This is a genomic window from Actinomadura macra NBRC 14102 (assembly GCF_001552215.1).
Classification (GTDB): Bacteria; Actinomycetota; Actinomycetes; order Streptosporangiales; family Streptosporangiaceae; genus Spirillospora; species Spirillospora macra.
On the sequence record NZ_BCQT01000011.1, the window covers coordinates 79915 to 99608 of the forward strand.

Genomic DNA, 19694 nt, shown 5'->3' on the forward strand with positions numbered 1-19694 from the left:
TTCCCGATTCAGATCAGGATCCCAGCCGGTTCCATCGAAATCCTTTCCGTTCTATATTGCGGCGGCCGGACGTTGACGCGGTCGAATCCGAGGTGGACATACTTGCGATATGCGCCAAAAATTGGGATTGCTGGGCGACCGCGATTTCCGGCACTTCTTCCTCGCGGCCGCGGTCAGCCAGTTCGGCAGCCAGGTCAGCATGCTGGCGCTGCCGCTCGCGGCGGTGCTGGCGCTGCACGCGTCCCCCTTCGCCGTCGGCGTGCTGGCGGCGTGCGAGACGGCGGCCTTCCTCCTCGTGGGGCTGCCCGCGGGGGCGTGGGTGGACCGGATGCGCCGCCGGCAGGTGCTGGTCGTGTCCGACCTCGGCCGGATGGCGGTTCTCGGGTCGGTGCCGGCGGCGTGGGCGTTGGGCGTGCTGAGCATGCCGCAGCTCTACTCGGTGGCGCTGATCACCGGCGTGCTGACCGTCTTCTTCGACGTGGCCTCCCAGAGCTACCTGCCGCACCTGGTCGGGCGGGACGCGCTGCCGGAGGGCAACACGAAGCTGGAGGTGGTGCGCGGGGTCTCCCAGGTTTCCGGCCCGACCTTCGCGGGCCTTGCGGTGCAGGCGCTGACGGCTCCCGTGGCCGTGCTGGCGGACGCGGCGAGTTTCGCCCTGTCGGCCCTGTTCCTCCGCGGCATCCACAGGCCCGAGCAGCTGCCCGTCCGGGAACCGGGTGCCCGGCTCCGGACCGAGATCATGCAAGGTCTGCGGTTCGTCCTCGGCAACGCGGTGCTACGGCCCATCGCGATCTCCACGGCGACCTTCAACCTCTTCGCCGCGATCACCAACGTCATGCTCATCGTGCTGCTCAGCAGGGAGTTGCGCCAGAGCGCGGGAACCATCGGGCTCTTCTTCTCGGTGGCCTCGGCGGGGGGACTGGCCGGCGCGCTGGTCGCCACCCGGATATCGGCCAGGCTGGGACAGGGCCCGACCATCTGGCTGTCCCAGCTCGCGACGGGGCTGTTCGGCCTGGGGCTGCCGCTGGCCCAGGCCGGCTGGCCGCTCTGGGGGGCGGCGTTCGCCTTCTCCGCCTCCTGCGCCGCCATCGCCGTCTACAACATCACCCAGCTCAGCCTCCGACAGCGACTCACGCCCGACCCGCTCCTGGGCCGGATGAACGCCACCATGCGATGGATGGTGTGGGGAACCCTTCCGCTGGGCGGCCTGGCCGGCGGCGTTCTCGGTGCGTCGTTCAGCCCGAGGGCCGCGCTCTGGGTGGCGGCGGTCGGGGGCCTCTCCGCCTCCGCGCCCCTGATGCTCTCGCCGCTGCGGACCATGCGGCAGCACGCCGTGCCGGCCGGCCCGCGCCAGCGGCTCGCCCCGGAGATACCGGACTGATAGTGCCTCGATACCGCCGGTGCGAAGACTGACCAAGCGTCGAACGCCGCAGCGGAGGGACGGACAACCATGGTCAGACACGCACCGGTACTCGGGGTGTACGGCCCCGCCGCCTCGGACGGCGGGGCGCCGGTCCTGACTGGAACCGGCGCCGCCTCCAGCCACCACGGCGAGTTGCTCCAGGGTGTGTTCGAGCAGGACGGCCGGCTGCGCCGCGGCCTGGTCACCCTGCCGTGCTCGCTGTTCGGCAGCCGCGCCCGGATCCGGCTGTCGCGCGGGGGGCCGGAGCTGACCGTGTCACCGTCGTGGAAGACCAAGGCCCTGGCCGCCGCGCACGCGACGCTCGCCGTCGTCGGGCTGACCGGCTATGGCGGACGGCTGGAACTGGACGGGGACGTGCGGGTCGGCCTCGGCTTCGGCTCGTCCACCTGCGACGTCACCGCCACGATCTTCGCGGTGCTCGCGGCCGCCGGGCGTCACCTGCCGGCGGAGCGGGTGGCCAGGATCGCTGTGGACGTCGAGGCCGCGGCCGACCCGCTCATGTTCGACCGGATGCTGCTGTTCGGCCAGCGCGAGGGCGTGGTGATCGAGGACCTGCGCCGAACGATGATCCCCGTCGAGGTGCTCGGCTTCGCGTTCGCCGATGGGGGCCTGGAGACCCTGGCCTTCCAGCCCGCCCGCTACAGCGTCTGGGAGATCGAGTGCTTCCGGGCCATGCGGGGGTTGCTCCGCCGGGCGGTGGCCGAGGGCGACCGGGCCGCGCTCGGCCGCGTCGCCACCGCCAGCGCGGGGATCAACCAGCGCTTCCATCCGGTTCCTCGCTTCAACGACCTGCGGCGGCTCGTCGAGAAGAGCGCGGCGCTCGGCCTGCAGGTCGCCCACAGCGGGACGGTCGCCGGACTCCTGTTCGACCCCGACCATCCGCAGCTGGAGCGCCGCCTGGCCCTGGCCGCGCGGGGCCTCCGCGACCTGGGCTTTGCCGAGACCTGGCGCTACACCTCACGGAACGAAGGCCATGCCGGTGATGATGCCGCTTCGTGAACCGTTCACCGACGCCGTCGACGGGCAGGTACTGCCCAAGATCATCACGCTGGGGCCGGATATGTACGGCCTGGCGTTCCACCTGATGAAGCTGCTTCCCGCACGATTCATCGTGAGCCGGGCGATCGAGCGCGGTGAACTCGCGCCCGGCGCCACCGTCGCCGAGACCACCTCGGGCACCTTCGGGCTCGGGCTGGCGATGGAGTGCAGGGTGCGCGGCTACCCGCTGATCCTGGTGGGCGATCCCGTCATCGACGGGACGCTGCGCAACCGGCTGGAGGCGTTGGGTGCCCGGGTCAGCATCGTGCCGAGGTCCACGCTGCGCACCCAGGACGTCCAGCAGGCCAGGCTGGAACGGCTGGCGCGGATCCGGTCGCGGCTGCCCTCCTCCTTCGTCCCGCGTCAGTACGACAACCCCGACAATCCCGCGTCGTACGGGGTGGTCGCCGAGTTGCTGCTGGAGAGTCTCGGCATGGTCGACGCGCTGGTCTGTCCGGTCGGGTCGGGCGGCTCCTCCTGCGGCATCGGCTCGTTCCTGCGTGCCCTGTCTCCCGACCTGCAACTGGTCGGCGTGGACACCCCGGGGAGCATCCTGTTCGCCGCCCCCGAGGGTCCGCGGCCGCTGCGGGGCCTGGGCAGCGGGATCATCCCCCGGGTCCTGGACCATCGGCTCTTCGACGAGGTGCACTGGCTCCCCGCGGCGCAGGCGTTCGCCGCGACCCGCCGTCTTCACGCCGAGCACTGCCTTTTCATGGGGCCCACGAGCGGGGCGGCCTACCATGTCGCGCGCTGGTACGCCCGCTCCCACCCTGGCGCGCGGGTGGTCGTCGTCTTCCCGGACGAGGGCCACCGCTATGCCCGCACCGTCTACAACACCAGATGGCTGGACCGTCACCGGTTACTGACGCCACCGGTCGAAACACCCCGCACGGTCGCCCATCCGAGCGAGGTGCGCGGCGCGTGGACGCGGATCGCCTGGAACCGGCGCAGCCGGGACGAGGTCGCGGGATCCGCACCGCGGGGGGTGCCGGCATGAGCCGCCCGGCCCTGGTTCTGGTGGAGAGCAACACCACGGGCACCGGCCGGCTGTTCCCGGTGGCGGCTCGCGAGCTCGGCCTGCGCCCGGTGCTGCTTTCGGCCGACCCCGGGCGTTACGGATTCGGCGGCGAGGTCGAGGTGGTGCGGGCCGCGACGTCGTCGACGGCCGCCGTCGTGACCGCGTGCCGGCGGTTGGCGCCCGTCGCCGGAGTGGTCAGCAGTTCCGAGTACTACATCGGGACCGCCGCCGAGGCCGCCGCCGAACTCGGCCTCCCGGGCAACCCCGCCGCGGCCGTGCGGGCCGCGCGAGACAAGGGGGAGCAGCGCCGTACGCTGGCGGCGGGCGGCGTCTCGGTCCCCCGGTTCACGGTCGCGTCGACGCCCGCGGCCGCGGTGAAGGCCGCGATCGAACTGGGCGGACCGGTGGTGGTCAAGCCGGTCGCCGGCAGCGGCAGCGCCGGCGTGTTGCTGTGCGCCGACGCTGACGAGGTGGCCGGACACGCCACGACGCTGCTCGCGATGACGGGCAACGAGCGCGGCCTCCCGATGCCGGGCCGGATCCTCGTCGAGCGGTTCGTCAGCGGCCCGGAGTACTCCGTCGAGGTGTTCGACGGCCGGGCCGTGGGGGTGGTGCGCAAGCACCTGGGCCCGGCACCGACGTTCGTCGAGACCGGTCATGACTTCCCCGCCGAGCTGGAGCCGCGAACCCGGCGGCGCGTGGTGGCCACGGCGCTGACGGCGGTTTGGCTCCTCGGCCTGCGCCTGGGCCCGGCCCATGTGGAGGTACGGGTCGAGCGCGGTGAACCCGTCCTCATCGAGGTCAATCCGCGGCTCGCCGGTGGCTGGATACCGCGGCTGCTGCGCGAGGCCCTCGGCATCGATCTCGTCCGCGAGACGGTGCGGGTCTTCAGCGGCGGGCAGGCGATCCTCGCCCCCACCGCATGCGGTGCCGCTGCGATCAGATTCGTCCTCGTCCCGGGTGGCGGCATCCTGGCGGACCTGTCCGGCCTGGACGCGGCGCGGGAGGTGGACGGGATCCTCGACGTGCGCGCCTACCGGGAGCCGGGGGCCGAGCTGGTCCGGCACGGAGACTTCCGGGACCGCCTTGGCCATGTCCTCGCCGCCGCCCCGACGCTGTCGCGCGCCGCGGACGCCGCCGCCCGCTCCGTCCGCCTGATCCGCCCGGTCCTGCGAGCCGCCGAGGAGACCCCGGCATGAGCGTGAACGAAGCCGACACCGGGCGCCTGCGCACCGCCGCGTCCTCCCGGATCCGCTCGATGCTCCTGGAGAAGAAGACTCACGCACGTCCGGAATGGAAGGACGAACTCGCCCGGATCTCGCTGGTCGACCTCGCGCACGTGGTGATGCTGACCGAGCGCGGCGTCATCGACGCGGACGTGGCCGCGTCGCTGCTGGCCGCAGTGGTCGACCTCCGTCGGCAGTCCTTCGTCCCGCTCGAAGGACGGCCCACGCCGCGGGGTCTCTACCTGGCCTACGAAGGCCATCTCATCGAGCGTCTCGGCGACGGTGTCGGGGGAGTGCTGCACACCGGTCGATCCCGCAACGATCTCAACGCGACCTGCTTCCAGCTCGCGCTGCGCGAGCCGTTCATCCGGCTCGGCTCGGAGCTGGCCGCACTCGGCGTCGTCCTGCTGAACCGCGCCCGCCGCTACCGGGAGCTGCCGATGGCGGCCTACACCCATTTCCAGGGCGCGGTTCCGGTCACCTTCGGCCACTATCTCCTCGGGCTCGCCGCCGCCTTGGAACGCGACCTGGCGGCCCTGCTCCAGGCCGCCGCCGCCCTGGACCGCTGCCCGCTCGGCGCCGGCGCGGTCGGCGGCACCACCGTGCCGATCGACGCCGGGCGCACCGCGGACCTGCTCGGCTTCACCGGCCGGGTACGCAACTCCATCGACGCCGTGGCCAGCAGGGACGCCGCGCTGCGGCTGGTCTCGGCGGCCGCGGTCCTCGGCGTGACGCTGGATCGCGCGGCGCTGGACCTTCTGTTGTGGTCCAGCCGGGAGTACGGCTACGTGACGATCCCCGACGGCCTGGTGGGATCCAGCTCGATGATGCCGCAGAAGCGAAACCCTTTCGTGCTGGAACATGTGCAGGGCCGCTCGGCGATGGCCCTCGGCGCGTTCGTCACCGCGGCCGGGGCGATGCGCGGCACTCCCTTCACCAACTCCATCGCCGTCGGCACCGAGGCGGTCGGACCCATCATCCCCGCCCTGCTGGCCACCGCGGACGCGACGGAGATACTGCGGCTGGCCTACGCCGGGCTGCGGCCGAACCCGGCGGCGATGGCGACCGGTGCCGAAGCCGCGCTCACCGAGGCGACGGCGGTGGCCGAGCTGCTCGCGCTCGCGGGCACCCCGTTCCGGCGCTCGCATCACGAGGTCGGAGCCGGCGTGCGCGCGGTGCTGGAGGGAGACGCCGGGTCGCTGTGGGAGGCCGTGGCGCTCGGCACGCGGTTCCCGGACAAGACCCGAGCCGAACTGGAGCCGCGGGCCATCTGGCGCGCCGCCGAGTTCGGCGCCGGCCCCGGTCCGGCATCGTTCGACCGGGTCTTCCCCGAGCTGGTCGGTGACTGGATGCGCCATCGCGCGACGCTGGCCGAGCGCCGCGCCCGCTGGAGCGAAGCAGACCTGCGGCTCGCCGCCGCGGTGGACCGCCTGCAGGCCGCCGAGGGAGCGGCCACGACCAAGGAGGACGCGGATGTTCAGAGTTGAGCTGCGAAGTGACACCTTCACCCTGCCCACCGCAGAGATGCTCGACGCGATGACCACGGCCGAGCTGGGCGACGACGTCTACGGGGAGGACCCGACGGTCAACGCGCTGGAGCGCCGGGCGGCGCAGATGGTGGGGAAGGAGGCGGCGTGCTTCATGCCGAGCGGGACCATGAGCAACCTGGCGTCGATCATGGCGCACTGCCCGCGCGGTTCACAGGTGATCGTCGGCGCCGAGTCCGACATCTACGTCTACCAGGCGGGCGGCGCCTCGGTCTGCGGCGGCATCGTCTATCACCCGGTCGCGAACCGGCGCGACGGGACGATGGACTTGGAGGAGATCGAGGCGGCCTTTCCGGACGATCCGGACGATCCCCAGTTCGCCCTTCCGGCGCTGATCTGCTTGGAGAATCCGCAGAACCACTGCGGCGGCCGGGTCCTTCCGCTGGGCCACCTGAAGGCGATCCGCGCGCTGGCGACGCAGCGCGGGGTACCGGTCCATCTCGACGGGGCGCGGATCTTCAACGCCGCCCTCGCCTGCGGGGTGGCGGCGCCGGAGTTGGCGTCCTACGCCGACTCGATCCAGTTCTGCCTGTCCAAGGGGCTCGCCGCGCCCGCCGGGTCGGTGGTGGCCGGTAGCCGGCCGTTCGTCGCGGAGGTGCGCCGCATCCGCAAGATGCTGGGCGGCGGCATGCGCCAGGCGGGCGTCCTGGCCGCCGCCGGCCTGGTCGCCCTGGAGACCATGGTCGGCCGGCTCGCGGAGGACCACGCCAATGCCGTCCGGCTGGCCGAGGGGCTGGCCGATCTCGACGGCGTGCGGCTCGACCCGCGGCCGGTCGAGATGAACATGGTCTTCTTCCGGCCCCCCGACGCGGCAGCTTTCGTCGCCCGGTGCGGGGAGATGGGCGTGGGGGTCGCCGAACTCGGCCGCGGCCGGATCAGGTGCGTCACGCACGCCGGCATCAGTGCCGAGGATGTCGACCACGCTCTCACCGTATTCGCCAAGGCGCTCTCCGAGCCTGCCTCGAATCCCTCCTAGGAGTTCTCATGGCCACCCTCAGCCACGCTGCCGTCGACGTCCACGAAAACCTGGAACCCGCCGCCTTCTACCGGGACTATGTGAACGCCAAGCCGGTGCTGATGAAGAATGCGCTGGCGGGCTTGCCGGCCGCGACGCGGTGGTCGATCCCCTATCTCAGCGAGCTGGCTCCGGACCTGCCGGTACGGCTCAAGGTCGGCTATATCGCGCGGGGCGAGACGGTGACCACCACGCTGAAGGAGTACGGCCGGCTCGTCGACGACGTGGTGGCCAATCCGCCAAGCGGCGGCGAGCCGCCGCCGTACCTGCACGACCTTCCGCTCTTCTCCATGATCCCGGAGCTGCGCGCGGACATGGAGCCGTTTCCCACGGAGTATCTGCCGAGGTTCTTCCGCCGCCCATGGTGGGTCTTTCCGCAGTTCTTCGTCGGTCCGCCCGGTGCGACGACGACGCTGCACTTCGACACCTTGCAGACCCACAATTTCTTCTACCAACTCCACGGCAGCAAGCGGTTTCTCATCGTGCACCCGGAGGACCGGAAGTACTGCTACACCTACAACTGGCGGTGGTCGCATGTCGACGCCGAGAACCCTGACCTGTCGCGCCATCCGCTGTTTCAGCGGGCGCGGATCCAGACGTGCCTGGTCGAGGCCGGGGACGTGCTCTACATGCCGCCCGGTGCCCTCCACCATGTCCGCTCGCTGAGCCCGTCGATCTCCTTCAACATCGACTGGCACGATCGTCACAGTGCCCTACGCGGGCTGACAGCTGTACGGCACGGAATGCCGAGGCGCAACCTGTGGTACAACCTGCTGCTGGGATTCGGCGTGTACACCGGAGTACCGGTCAGGTACATCATGACCCCGCTCAGACCATATTTCACCTACATCTCCTGACCCTTACTCGCGCGGCTACCTGCCCCATGGGGTCACCGACCCTATGGGGCGCGGGCATCTCCCACCCCATGGTCGGCGCCAGCCTGCGCCGTACCTCGTCGTAGTCCCATCGGATGACTATCGCGACCCTATTGGGAACAGCTCGGGCGCGGATAACGAATCGACAGCATCGCATTGCACGATGTCGGCGAGTCAGTTAATCAGATGGACAGTGATGGGGGAGTGAGTAATGGCCTGTTCGGACAACGGCACACCCTGGACGTGATCCAGCACGTCCGCTGAAACCCCTCGTGCTCCGGCACGCCGGACCGCCGTCGTCCGTGATCACATTCACGGACGACGGCCCGGCGGCCGGACCGGAGGGCCCAACGGCTCCCGCGTCCCTGAGCCGCGCGGCGGGACTGCCGGGTCACCCGGACCATCCCCTCGCCGCCGGGCGTCTACCCGCACCATCCACGTCCGTCACACGAAACCTGCCGCGGCAAGAGAAATTTGAGATCAAGTGATCCAGCCCGCCTGCAGCGGCGAATAAGTGTCACTAGGCGACTTGCCTGAAGTTCCGCGCGTGGACGAGGGACGGACTACCGGTGTGGGAGAGCGCTGAAACGGGCCTCGCCGGAGGGTGGATCGAGGCTGCCCACAACGCCCGTCCGCCCGGCGCGGCCGCGGTGTGCCCACCACCGTTGCCTGACACCCTGGCCGGTGCGCTCGACCAGGCGCGCAGCCGCTTGGAGGGGATGCCACGCTGCCGCTCCCGAGGCCGGAGCGGCCTAGCCGGTGGCATCACCAGCGATATCGCGCCCACGGACGGCAACCGCTTCAACCGCGTGACCGGCCACACCCGGAGTGAAACCGGCCGGATCTACGCACAGTTTGCGAGCGGACCTCAGCCGCACAGGGATGCTGCGGAAGCGGGGGACGTGCCCTCCAGTGTTCTTCTCACCGAAGTGGTCCAGTTGCTTCATCTCCCTGAACGGCAAGGTTAGGAGATGTCACCGACAATGCTGCGCATACTCGGCCCCCTGGAACTCTCCTCTGACGGACGGCTGGTCGAACTCGGTGGGCCGCGCCAACGGATCGTGCTCTCCATGCTGGCGTTGAGCGCCAACAGGGTGACCTCGGTCGCACAACTCATCGATGCGGTCTGGGACACCGCGCCACCGGCGACGGCGCGCAGCCAGATTCACATCTGCATCTCCTCCCTGCGGAGGCTGTTCAACGACGCGGGAGCCAAGGACGCCATCCTGACCCGCCCGCCCGGCTATCTGCTGCGCATCGACGACCTCGACAAACTGCACTTCGAGGATCTGACGGCTCGGGGGCAGGCGCTGTTGGAGGCGGGGCAGACCCTGGAGGCCGCCGCGACCCTGCGATCCGGCCTTGAGCTCTGGCGCGGGCCCGCGCTGGCCGACATCCCCAGCGAGTTGCCCCGGCGCAGCGCCACGGCCCTGGACGACGCCCGATTCTCGGCCCAGCTCGGCTTCCTGCGCGCGCAGCTGTCGCTCGGCCGGCACGGAGAGATCATCGGTCAGCTGCGGGACCTGATCGCCGACCGGCCGCTGCACGAGGAACTGCACGGCCTGCTGATGCTCGCCCTTTACCGCTCCGCTCGCCAGGCCGACGCGCTGGCGGCATTCCAAGCCGTGCGTTCCGCGCTGGTGGGGGACATTGGCGTCGAACCGGGCCGCGAACTGCAAAGCCTCCAGCAGGCGATCCTCAACCAGGACCCCGCGCTGAACCTGGCCACCCGCAAGGCCGAGGCCATGGCCGCCCCGGGGCGGGATGTCGTGAACGGCCGTCCAGCACCGCTGCTCGCGCCGCCGATCATTCCCCGACAACTCCCGGCCAGCCTGGGTGATTTCACCGGCAGGGCACGCGAGATCGCGGAGATTCGCCAGGTGGTGGCGGGGCCACGCGGTTCGTCAGCTGCTCCGTACGCCGCTCGGATCGTCGCCGTCTCCGGAGCCGGAGGGATCGGCAAGACCGCCCTGGCGATACGGGCCGGACAGGAGCTGATCGAAGCGTTCCCCGACGGCCACCTGTACGCCGAACTGGGAATGCAGCACGGCAGCGGCACCTCGGAGGTGCTGGGCCGCTTTCTGCGTGCGCTGGGAGTCAGCGGGCCGGCCGTCCCGGACGACCTTCAGGACCGGCTGGAGCTCTACCGGAGCAAGGTGGCCGCCAAGCAGCTGCTCGTCATCCTGGACGACGTCAGCGCCGAGGCACAGGTGCTCCCGCTGCTGCCCGCCGGCCCGGGCTGCGCCGTCATCATGACCAGCCGAAGCCGGCTGAGCGGTCTTGCCGGGGCGCATTTGCTGGAGCTGGATCTTTTCCCTGAGGACAATGCCCTGGAACTGCTCTCCAGGATCGTCGGAGTGGAACGGGTGCAGGCCGAGTTGGGCGCCGCCACCGAGCTGACGAATCTGTGCGGCGGGTTGCCGCTGGCGCTGCGGATCGCCGGGGCGCGGCTGGCCTCCCGACCGCACTGGAAGATCTCGGAACTGGTCCGGCGCCTGAGCGACGAGGCGCGCCGGCTGGACGAGTTCGTGTACCACGGCCTGGAGCTGCGCTCCAGCATCGGGCTCACCTACGGGGCGCTGGACGAGCGGGTCCGGCGGCTCTTCCGGTTCATCGGGCTCGTACAGGCGGCCGACTTTCCCGGCTGGACCGCCGCGGCGCTTCTCGACACCGATCTGGGGGAGGCCGAGGAATGCCTTGAGGCCCTCGTGGACGCCAGACTGCTCGACGTGGTCGTCTGCCCGGACGAGCGCGGCGTGCACTACCGTTTCCATGACCTGATCAGGGCTTATGCCGTCGAGCAGTCGGCAACCGACTCCGCGGCCGAGCGGCTCGCCGCCCTCTCCCGGGTGATCGGTGGCTGGCTGACGCTCGCCGATGAGGCGCACCGCCTGCAGTACGGCGGCGACTACGCCATCTTGCACGGCAACGCCGCCCGCTGGTGGTCGACCGGGGTGGGCTCCGCCGACCTGATCGGCGATCCGGTCGATTGGTGGGAGAACGAGCGCAGGGCGCTGGTGGCCGCCATCCGGCAGACCGCCGCGCTCGGCTGGCACGACGCGTGCTGGGACCTCGCGCTCAGCGCGGTCACGCTTTTCGAGGCGAGGGGCTATTTCGACGACTGGCTGGCGACCAACCGACTCGCTCGCGATGTCTCCCGGCGCGCCGGAAATGACGTGGGCACCGCGGCCATGCTGTATTCACTGGGCGAGCTCTATCTGGCGCAAAAGCGTCTGGCGGAGGCCAAGACGTGCCTTGCCGAGGCGTACGAGCTGTTCGAGACGGCGGGTGAGCGGCATGGAGCGGCTCTGGTGCTGTGCGACTGGGCATCGGTCGACCGGCTGCAGAACAACACCGAGTCGATGTTCCCCAAGTTCGTCGAGGCACTGGAAATCTTCCATGCCGTCGGCGACCGGGTCGGTGAGGCCTATGTGCAGTGCAGCCTCGCGAAATACTGGATCGGCGAGGGTGAGTACTCGCTGGCCGAGGGGATGCTCAACGACGCCCTGGTGATCTGTAGGGAGGAGCGGTGCCGCCGGGTCGAGGCTCAGGCCCTGCACCGCCTCGCGGACGTCTATCTGGCGACCGACCGGATCGGGCTGGCCGCGCAGGTCCTGGATCTGGTCCTGCACCTGGTCCGCGGGATCGGTGATCGGATCGGCGAGACCTACGTGCGGTACAGCATGGGCGTCGTCCGCCACCGCGAGGGCGACCCGGACCGCGCCCAAGCCGCGCTGAGCCGGGCGCTGGAGTTGAGCAAGCAGGTCAGCGAGCCGATGGTCGAAGGACAAGCGCACTACACTCTCGCCGAGATGGCGCTGGCCGCGGGCGACACGATGGCGGCCAATGGCCACCTGGCGGTCGCGTGCCGTGCCTTCAGCGATCTCGGCTCGGTGACGTGGTACGCCAAGGCGCGGATCCTCAGCGCCGAGACTCTGCGTGCCCAGGGCGATGTCGGCGCGGCGATTCACGAGGTCGAAGAGGCCGAAAAGCTCCTTTCTGACAGCGATTCCCAGGAGGCGCGGCGCTACCTCGGCCAGATCGCCGCGCTGAAGTCCACTGTGCCCCGGATGCCGGTGGCCGCGCCGGGGCGGAGATGTGAGCCTGGCGCCTGCACACACTCGTCGCAAGCAGCCTCAGATCATGCGGCGGGGCATGGCCGCGCATAGAACAGGTAGGGCGATATACAGCACGCGCTCCTGGGCGTGGTCAGGCGTCGAAGCCCAGCGAAGCGACGAAGGTGAAGTTCGGTGATTTGTTCACCAGTCTGATAACGACGAAGTCGTTGTACAGCCCCGGTGGGACGTCGGTGTCCACCTGCACCCGCACGCTGACGCGGGCCGGCAGGGCCCTGTTCGCCAGATTGACCGCGATGTCCGCCCGGTTGTTGTCGGCACTCGTCAGCCGGGTGGTCGCCAGTATCACCTCGTTGAAGTGACCCGGCTGGCCCGGATCGGGCTCATAAAGGATAACTGTGATCAAATGCCCCGGGTAGGTGGCGAACGTCGCGACATGCTCGGTGACCACTTGCAGCGTTGTGCTATCCGGCCCTGCAGGATCGGTTTTCTGCAAGGTCAACGGGAGGTCCAGGGCGAGCCCGGAATAGCTCGCATCGCCGTACACTCCAGGTTCGTCTCCGAGGTGGATACGGCCCTGCCAGACCAGTTCCGGCTGGGTGCTGAGCATGTGCTTACCTCCCGTGCGCAGAGTCCAGACCAATTCGATCACTCATGGTATCGAGAAAGTTTGCGGCCTGTCATTATCCTGGTCGGACCCGTGATGTGCGACGATCTGACCACGGTGGTTCCCCGGTCAGCCCCATGGACGCAAGAAGCCGCCGATGGGGACCGACCGTAACGGATCTTCTCTAGTGGGAACTCTTACTCGGAAGCAGTAGCTTCGGTTCAACTGCGACAAATTCCCTAATGTGGCTACGCAGTGACCAACCAGGATCATTTGGTCAACGTGGTGGGGGGAGCAGACGAGGTGGTCGGGTGAAATCAGAAGCCGCGTACGGAGGCGATGGTGAATGGTAGCTGTGGAATGCCCGGCCCTGTGGGGCCACCCTTGTCGAATTGGGAGCGGACCACATATAGCCTGCCGTGCTTGCGCAGCAGGGTCGTCGGGGTCTGCAACGCTTGATCGGTGATCCGCCGGGTCATTCGAGCCGTCCGGCCGTCCAAGCCGATATGCCACCGGCTGATCGCATTGGCGTCCGTAATAGGGTGGGCCGTCCACAACGTGCCATTCTGCAGTTCCATGCCGTCGCCGGTAGCCATGTCTCCCCCGCGCAGGGCCACCTTGTCGATCCTGCCGGAGGGGAGACCGATGCGGTAAAGGTCTCCGCCGGTCATATCCACCGTCAGGAGGTAGCGTCCCGAGGTCTCGGCGACGATTCCGTTAAGGGTGATCGTGTCGGGCTCATGCGGTTCCACGACCTTGGTCAGGTCGAACGCGGGCGTGAGCGGCGCCGTGCCGCCTTGATCACGAGCCTTCGCAAGCTGCTCGGGCGTGACGCGGTAGACAACGGATCGCCGGCTGTCGGTGATGTAGGCGGTACCGTCCGGCGTGATGGCCATGTCGTTGACCAGACGCGCTGCTTGACCGGTAACGGTGAAGCGGGCCAGCAGGCGGCGGCTGGTGATGTCGTACACCGCGACCCCGGTGGGGCGGTCTATCACCCACAGCCGCCTGGCCCGGTCGACCTCCAGCCCGAGAGCCTGCGTGCGCCCGTCTGCGCGCGCTGGAAGAAACTCCTTGGCCACCCGTTGTCCTGGTGTGATCTTGAAGATCGTGCCGCCCTCGTACGCTCCGACATAGAGGTCGCCGGTGGACGGGTCGGCGGCGATTCCTTCGGGATAGACCCGGGCGCCGGGAAGCTCGTACGCCGTGGAGATCCGGACCCGCCCGTCCGCGGGAGACTCTGCCGCCTGTGCGGCGGAGCCGAGGAGCAGCGGTGCGGCGAGGGCCGCGACACCAAGGGAGTGTCGCCGAGCTGCGCGGTACATGATCACCTTCTCCGTGAGATGTCTTGGGCGCCGGCTTTGTCAGCAGGGCGTTTCGGTCGACGGTGAGCCGTGGGAGCAGGTGGGGCAGCGGATCGGCGAGCCGGGCGCGGGTGTGCGCGCCCGGGAGCAACGCGCCGAGGGCCTCGGTGTGAGCATCGGGCACGACGAACGTGGCCGGCTGAAGGGGCTGCCGCCCAGGCATGACGGCGACACTGCGAGCGCATTACCGCTCCCTCCGTCTCTCCGGACGCAATGCTAGACCTGTAGGGAAGCAAGAGATTCCCCTCAAGGCAGGCTGCGTAGGCGGGCGCCGGACGACGGTCAAACGCGTGCGCTGAGGCTGGGCCACGGCATCGACTGCGCTCGGTACCTGCGCCGTCCGGACCGCTTGCGTGACTGCGAGCCGGACGGCGCGGGCATTTCAGGTCGGTTGGATCAGCCGTTGTCAGGGGCGGTGACGTCCAGGACCCAGGTGACTCCGAACCGGTCGGTGAGCATGCCGTACAGCGGCGCCCACTGCGCAGGCTCCAGAGGCTGCGCGATGGTCGAGCCCTCGGCGAGCTTGTCCCACAGTGCGGTGATCTCCTCGGCGTGGTCACCGCGTACGGAGACGAAGAAGGGGTTCTCGCCCTGGTCCCAGGGCAGCTGCGAGGGCACGTCGTAGGCCATGACGTGGAAGCCGTTGTCTCCGGCCACCTCGCCCCACATCACCCAGTCCGCCTCGCTTTCGTTCTGCACGGCGCCGGCATCCTTGTAGGTGACTGCGGCAGTACGTCCACCGAAGACGGACTGGTAGAAGTCCAGCGCCTGGCGTGCGGTGCCCCGGAAGTTCAGATGGGTGGTGGTTGCGACGGACATGATGTGTTCCCTGCCTTGAGTGACGAAGACGCCGCTGGCCGCCAAAAGCCAAGCGGCGGTTGCCGTAACCGGGAGTGATGACTTCCCCGAACGGCTCGCTCGCCACCATGACAGGGGTGGAGGACGAGACATGTCCTCTACTTTCGAGCGGGAGTCCCGGACTCGATCGGCGTCCGATGGGAGAAGCGGCGCAGCCAGAACTTCTCGATGACCGACGACAAGAACAGCACCAGAAGTGTCCAGTAACTCAGCTGTGGGATGGCCAGGACGAGGATCAGGGCGGCGGCCAGTAGCGCGGTCACGGTGACCGAACCGGCCAGTTCCTCGGGGGTCACCGGATGACTCTTCGAGGCCACTTCCGTGTCGTTCCCTACGATCAGCATCAGGCCGAGCTGGAAGCCGGTGGCGAGCAGGATCGTGCTGATATAGAAGATGGGCGTGAATCGCTCGTTGCTGTAGACCCCGGCCATCTCGGTCGGGAACGGCAGCACGATGATGGTCAGCAGCCAGCCGAGGTTGCACACGATCAGCGGTCTGGAATAGGCCCGCACATGCTGGAAGATGCGGTGGTGCGCCAGCCACAGCCGCATGATCACCACAAAGCTCAACAGGAAGCTCCAGATCTCCGACTGATGCTTGGTGATCACCTCGACGGCGCTGTCGCCCGCCTCGGACGCTTCGGGCACCACATCCACCAGGGGCAGGACGAGCAGGGTGACGGCGATCGCGACGACGGCGTCGGTGAAAAGGACGAGCCGATCGGGTTCACGGGAAATGGCCACCGCATCAATCTAGCGAGACTCTGGTTACAGAAGGTAGTGGTGCGGGTGCCGGCACACCGCTGGCCCGGCACCACCATCTCCCGGGACATACCCGACGTTCTCCTTCGAGCCACAGGTGCCGCAGACCGCTCGACTGGAGACCGCGACATGCCGGGTGACTGAGACCTGTAGGAGAGGCTAGGCCGCTCTGACGGAACGGAACTGTTGCGCCGCGCAGTTCGGGGCATGTCGGTCTCGCACTCGGTCGCCCGCTCCCCTCAGAGGCACGAAGGCTGGAGTCGCCGTGCTTAAACCATTGCCATTCCCCTTCCCTGCCGACCACCCACTCTGCCCGTCCTCGCTGCTCGGCGCGGCGCGCAGGGGGCGGGCACCTGTCCATGTCCGGCTCGACCATGGTGATCCCGCCTGGCTCGTCACCCGCTACGAGGACGCTCGCCATGTTCTCAGTAGCCCTGCGTTTGGCCGCGATCGCCAGCGCGCCGGGATCCCGGCCGCACGCGTCGCCGGGCTGAGGTCCGTGGACCTGCCGTCCCATTCGCTGTTCTCGACTGACCCGCCCGATCACACACGGCTGCGCCGCTTCGTCTACCGCATGTTCACCCCACGCCGCGTGGAGGGGTTGCGCGACGGCGCCCACAAGATCGCGAACCGTCTCGTCGACTCCATGATCGGTGAAGGTCCGCCTGCCGACCTGGTCGCCGGTTTCGGGCTTGCGCTGCCGGTCGAGGTCATCTGCGACCTGCTCGGCGTCCCGCTCGCCGACCGGCCGCTCTTCAGTGTCTGGGCCGACGGCCTGCTCCGCATGGACCTGCCCGCCGAGCGGGTGATCACATGCATGGAGGAGTTGAACGCCTACATGGCCGGCCTGGCCGCCGAGCGGGCGGATGAACCGGCCGACGACCTCATCAGCGCACTGGTGCGCGAGCGCGTCGAGGGCGACAGACTGACCGGCGACGAGCTGATCAGCATGCTCCGCTCGCTCCTGGTCGCCGGGCACGAGACCACCGCATCGCAGATCTCGAACTTCGTGTTCCTGCTGTTGAGGGGTGGCGACTACGCGAGGCTGACCACCGACCCCGGGCTGATCCCCACAGCGGTGGAGGAACTCCTGCGGTACGTGCCCCTGATCACGCAGGGGTCGATGACGCGCTTCGTCCTGGAGGAGGTTGAACTCGGCGGGGTGCGGCTGCGTCCCGGAGAGCAGGTCATCGTCGAGCTTTCGGCCGCGAATCGCGATGCGAATGCGTTCACCGATCCGGACGCCCTGGACCTCAGGCGCGAGGACAACCCGCACGTCGCCTTCGGGCACGGCCTGCACCGCTGCGTCGGCGCGGCGCTGGCGCGGATGGAACTCCAGGTCGCGCTGACCACGCTCGCCGCACGCCTGCCCGGCCTGCGGCTCGCCGTCCCGCCAGACGACGTCTCGTGGCACGCCGACCGCCTGGTACGCCATCCGAAGGCGCTTCCGGTCACCTGGTGACGACACCGTGCGACGAACGGCGGCCCAGGGCAAAGAGGGAGCGGGACGATCGCACTGCGCATCCCGCGACCACGCCGGGCATTCGGTGGGCTGTTCGAGGTGCCTAGATCTTCCGGACAACTCCTGGACCAGACTGGACAGCGTCCCGGCGACAAAGCCGGTGTTCGTGCCAACACGTTTCCGTACGAGGGCTCACGGTTCCCGGCGGGCGCGCATCCGGCGGATCACCGCGACGGCGCCGCCGGTCGCGAGGAGCAGCGCCAGCCCGGCGATGCCGCCTGCCATGAGGGGCAGCCCGGTCTTCTCGGCGGGCTTCGCGACCGACGTATTGGCGACAGGGGTCGCCGAGGTGCCCGGCGGCCGCGTGGCTGGTGCGGCGCCGTCCTCGGTGCGCACGGGTGCGGGACGGCGTTCCGCCGGGCGTCCGCGGCCGGCGAACGTGACGTCGGCGCAGGAGTAGTAGGTGTCGGGCGTGTCCGAGGTCTGCCAGATCGTGTAGATCAGGTGCCGTCCGGTCTTGCCGCGCGGAAGCCGGCCGGAGAAGACGTACGCTCCGTTCCGGCGCGGCGGGTCCCTCACCTGGAGGAACGGCTCGGCTTCCAGGCCCGACCAGGTGAGCGGTTGGGTGGGACGGTAGCCGTCGCGGGTGACGTACATCCGGAAGCTGCCCCGGTGCGGGATCGACACCCGGTAGCGGAAGGTGTGCGAGCCGGTGGCGGTCAGCCGTGTCGCGGGCCAGTCCGCACGCGGCAGGTCCAGCCCGCGGAACCGCTCGATGCCCGCACTGCACAGCCGGCCGTCTGGGATCATCTGGCGGTCGCGGCCACGTACGTCCGGGACGCGCAGTTCGTCCCACTCGGCCAGTGCCGCGCCGCTGACTCGTCCCGCAGCACGGCAGGCGGCGCTTGCCCGGACGGCGCCCCGCCCCGGTTCACAGCCGATCGCGCGGCTCGCCGGGTTCTCGAGTGCCCCGTGCGCCCTGGCCGGGGTGGCCGGGACGGCCGCCCCGAGCAGGATTCCAAGCGCGGCCACGGCGGCCGGCACGCGAGCACCCACTCCAAGCCCCTCTCAAACCGGAAACTCTCTGGAGTACGGCCCCGCTGCCACACAGAGTTCACGGCCCGTGAGAGGAGCGCCACATGAGCATGGCCCTCGTGTGGAACCCGGGCGACGGCAAGCCGTTCCGGTACTACAACAGCGTGATGGACCAGGTCGTGGAGAGCGCCGAGACGGACGGCGTGGTCAGCGTCCTACGTCTCACGATGCGCCCTGAGGACGCGCCACCCCTGCACACGCGCAGCCGAGAGGACGCAAGCTGGGTGGTCCTCTCCGGTCGCGTCCGGTTCTGGGTGGGCTCAGACGTGCTGGACGAGTGCGACGTACATGACGCCGAAGCCGGCGCGCCCACGTCTTCGGACCCCGGTTCGTTCCCCACAACTTCGAGCAGTTTCGGATATCACGCTCTGCTGTCATTGCAATGCGAAACTGAGCCGTCCCGGGTTTGGTGAAGTGCGCTCGGAGAACGGCTTTTCGCCAGCTGATCAACGAAGTCCTCAACGTCGACGGCGTAGACGTGCGTTTGAGGGCCGGCACCCCTGTTCATGCTCTTCGCAACGTGATCGCAGGCATGCCGAGCGTGTACGTCCGGCGGCGTCCGAACCCGTCGCAGAGCCGTTCACCTGGCGATGAGTCGGCCCTGAGTGGCGCCCGATACTCACAATCAGTGACGCTCTAGGCGCTAAGCGAGAATTTATGCAGGCCCTTCCCTTGTCTGTTGTCCGCTCGGGCCCATCGATCGCACTGGTCTTCGCCTGGTATTTGATAGCGATCAACCGCACATCTTGGCAGTTTTACCCCTTGTAGCGAACATCGTCCATTCTGCACAATTCCGGGAACCGTCATCCTGGGCCGACCCCCCACCCCGCCACCCCAGGAGTTCCCGTGAGACCCATACCCCTGATCATGCTCCTGAGCGGTACGGCCGTCCTTGTCGCCACGGCCCCCGTCATGATCGCCCAGGCGCCCGACTCCGCCTCCACCCCGGCGGCCCAGGCTCCTGGCCCCGAGCCCGACCCTCTTCCTGAGTACGCGGACGCCCCGGAAAGCGACTCCGCGCACGAATCCAGGCGTGACCGTATGACCGTCCGCGCTCCCGTTGCCGACCCGTCCCGCGCCGCCGGCCGGTCGCGTGCGACGGCCCCTCGCCGCGCGGCCGCTCCCGCCCCCGGATCCGCGACGCCGCCCGCAGCCGCGCCCGCGCCCTCCTACAGCTTGACGCCCAGACCCGCCCCCGCGACGAGCCCCAACCCTGTAGCGAGCCCCAACCCTGTAGCGAGCCCCAACCCCGTGGCGAGCCCTAACCCCGTGGCGAGCCCCAACCCTGTAGCGAGTCCTAACCCGGTGGCGAGTCCTGACCCGGTGGCG

The 19694-nt window shown here is 69.3% G+C and carries 15 protein-coding genes; 10 read left to right on the top strand and 5 right to left on the bottom strand.

The window, feature by feature from the left end; genetic code table 11:
- Positions 1-109 precede the first annotated feature (109 nt).
- The 8 genes from AMA02S_RS20235 to AMA02S_RS20270 all read left to right on the top strand — a co-directional run bounded on the left by AMA02S_RS20235 (position 110) and on the right by AMA02S_RS20270 (position 12311).
- Positions 110-1381: an MFS transporter gene (locus AMA02S_RS20235; protein WP_067460933.1), complete on the top strand. Its 1272-nt coding sequence runs from the start codon at positions 110-112 to the stop codon at positions 1379-1381.
- Positions 1382-1450: 69 nt separating this feature from the next.
- Positions 1451-2422 (top strand): GHMP family kinase ATP-binding protein, encoded by a 972-nt coding sequence (locus AMA02S_RS20240; RefSeq protein ID WP_084265391.1) that lies wholly within the window; start codon positions 1451-1453, stop codon positions 2420-2422.
- Positions 2397-3458: a cysteine synthase family protein gene (locus AMA02S_RS20245; RefSeq protein ID WP_218005058.1), complete on the top strand. Its 1062-nt coding sequence runs from the start codon at positions 2397-2399 to the stop codon at positions 3456-3458. The genes AMA02S_RS20240 and AMA02S_RS20245 overlap by 26 nt, the downstream gene beginning before the upstream one ends.
- A complete protein-coding gene (locus AMA02S_RS20250) occupies positions 3455-4678 on the top strand; it encodes an ATP-grasp domain-containing protein (RefSeq protein ID WP_067461295.1) in 1224 nt (407 codons plus the stop codon). Before AMA02S_RS20245 ends, AMA02S_RS20250 begins: the two co-directional genes overlap by 4 nt.
- A complete protein-coding gene (locus AMA02S_RS20255) occupies positions 4675-6192 on the top strand; it encodes a lyase family protein (RefSeq protein WP_067460936.1) in 1518 nt (505 codons plus the stop codon). Before AMA02S_RS20250 ends, AMA02S_RS20255 begins: the two co-directional genes overlap by 4 nt.
- Positions 6179-7228, top strand: coding sequence for a GntG family PLP-dependent aldolase (locus tag AMA02S_RS20260; RefSeq protein WP_067460937.1), 1050 nt, complete (start codon positions 6179-6181; stop codon positions 7226-7228). The genes AMA02S_RS20255 and AMA02S_RS20260 overlap by 14 nt, the downstream gene beginning before the upstream one ends.
- Positions 7229-7236: 8 nt before the next feature.
- On the top strand, positions 7237-8124 hold the full coding sequence (locus AMA02S_RS20265) for a cupin-like domain-containing protein (protein WP_067460938.1): 888 nt from the start codon (positions 7237-7239) through the stop codon (positions 8122-8124).
- Positions 8125-9113: 989 nt separating this feature from the next.
- Complete coding sequence (locus AMA02S_RS20270) at positions 9114-12311, top strand: AfsR/SARP family transcriptional regulator (protein ID WP_084265393.1); 3198 nt, start codon at positions 9114-9116, stop codon at positions 12309-12311.
- Between the two features lie 40 nt (positions 12312-12351).
- On the opposite strand, the gene AMA02S_RS20275 is transcribed toward AMA02S_RS20270, so the two are convergent.
- From AMA02S_RS20275 to AMA02S_RS20290, 4 genes are all read right to left on the bottom strand, one after another.
- Positions 12352-12828 carry a hypothetical protein gene (locus AMA02S_RS20275; RefSeq protein ID WP_067460940.1) on the bottom strand — a complete coding sequence of 159 codons (477 nt, stop codon included), beginning with the start codon at positions 12826-12828 and terminating at the stop codon, positions 12352-12354.
- A 314-nt stretch (positions 12829-13142) separates the two neighbouring features.
- Positions 13143-14150 (bottom strand): SMP-30/gluconolactonase/LRE family protein, encoded by a 1008-nt coding sequence (locus AMA02S_RS20280; protein WP_067461296.1) that lies wholly within the window; start codon positions 14148-14150, stop codon positions 13143-13145.
- Between the two features lie 435 nt (positions 14151-14585).
- Positions 14586-15008: a VOC family protein gene (locus AMA02S_RS20285; protein ID WP_067460941.1), complete on the bottom strand. Its 423-nt coding sequence runs from the start codon at positions 15006-15008 to the stop codon at positions 14586-14588.
- Between the two features lie 137 nt (positions 15009-15145).
- Positions 15146-15790, bottom strand: coding sequence for a TMEM175 family protein (locus tag AMA02S_RS20290; RefSeq protein WP_067460942.1), 645 nt, complete (start codon positions 15788-15790; stop codon positions 15146-15148).
- 283 nt (positions 15791-16073) lie between these two features.
- Here AMA02S_RS20290 and AMA02S_RS20295 point away from each other — a divergent pair, with 283 nt between their 5' ends.
- On the top strand, positions 16074-17270 hold the full coding sequence (locus AMA02S_RS20295) for a cytochrome P450 (RefSeq protein ID WP_067460943.1): 1197 nt from the start codon (positions 16074-16076) through the stop codon (positions 17268-17270).
- 192 nt (positions 17271-17462) lie between these two features.
- Here AMA02S_RS20295 and AMA02S_RS20300 read toward each other — a convergent pair whose 3' ends face one another.
- The gene (locus AMA02S_RS20300; RefSeq protein WP_218005060.1) at positions 17463-18314 is read right to left on the bottom strand and encodes a lytic polysaccharide monooxygenase auxiliary activity family 9 protein; all 852 of its coding nucleotides are present in this window, start codon (positions 18312-18314) and stop codon (positions 17463-17465) included.
- A 95-nt stretch (positions 18315-18409) separates the two neighbouring features.
- On the opposite strand from AMA02S_RS20300, the gene AMA02S_RS20305 reads away from it, so the two are divergent.
- The gene (locus AMA02S_RS20305) at positions 18410-18778 is read left to right on the top strand and encodes a cupin domain-containing protein (protein ID WP_067460945.1); all 369 of its coding nucleotides are present in this window, start codon (positions 18410-18412) and stop codon (positions 18776-18778) included.
- Positions 18779-19694 lie beyond the last annotated feature (916 nt).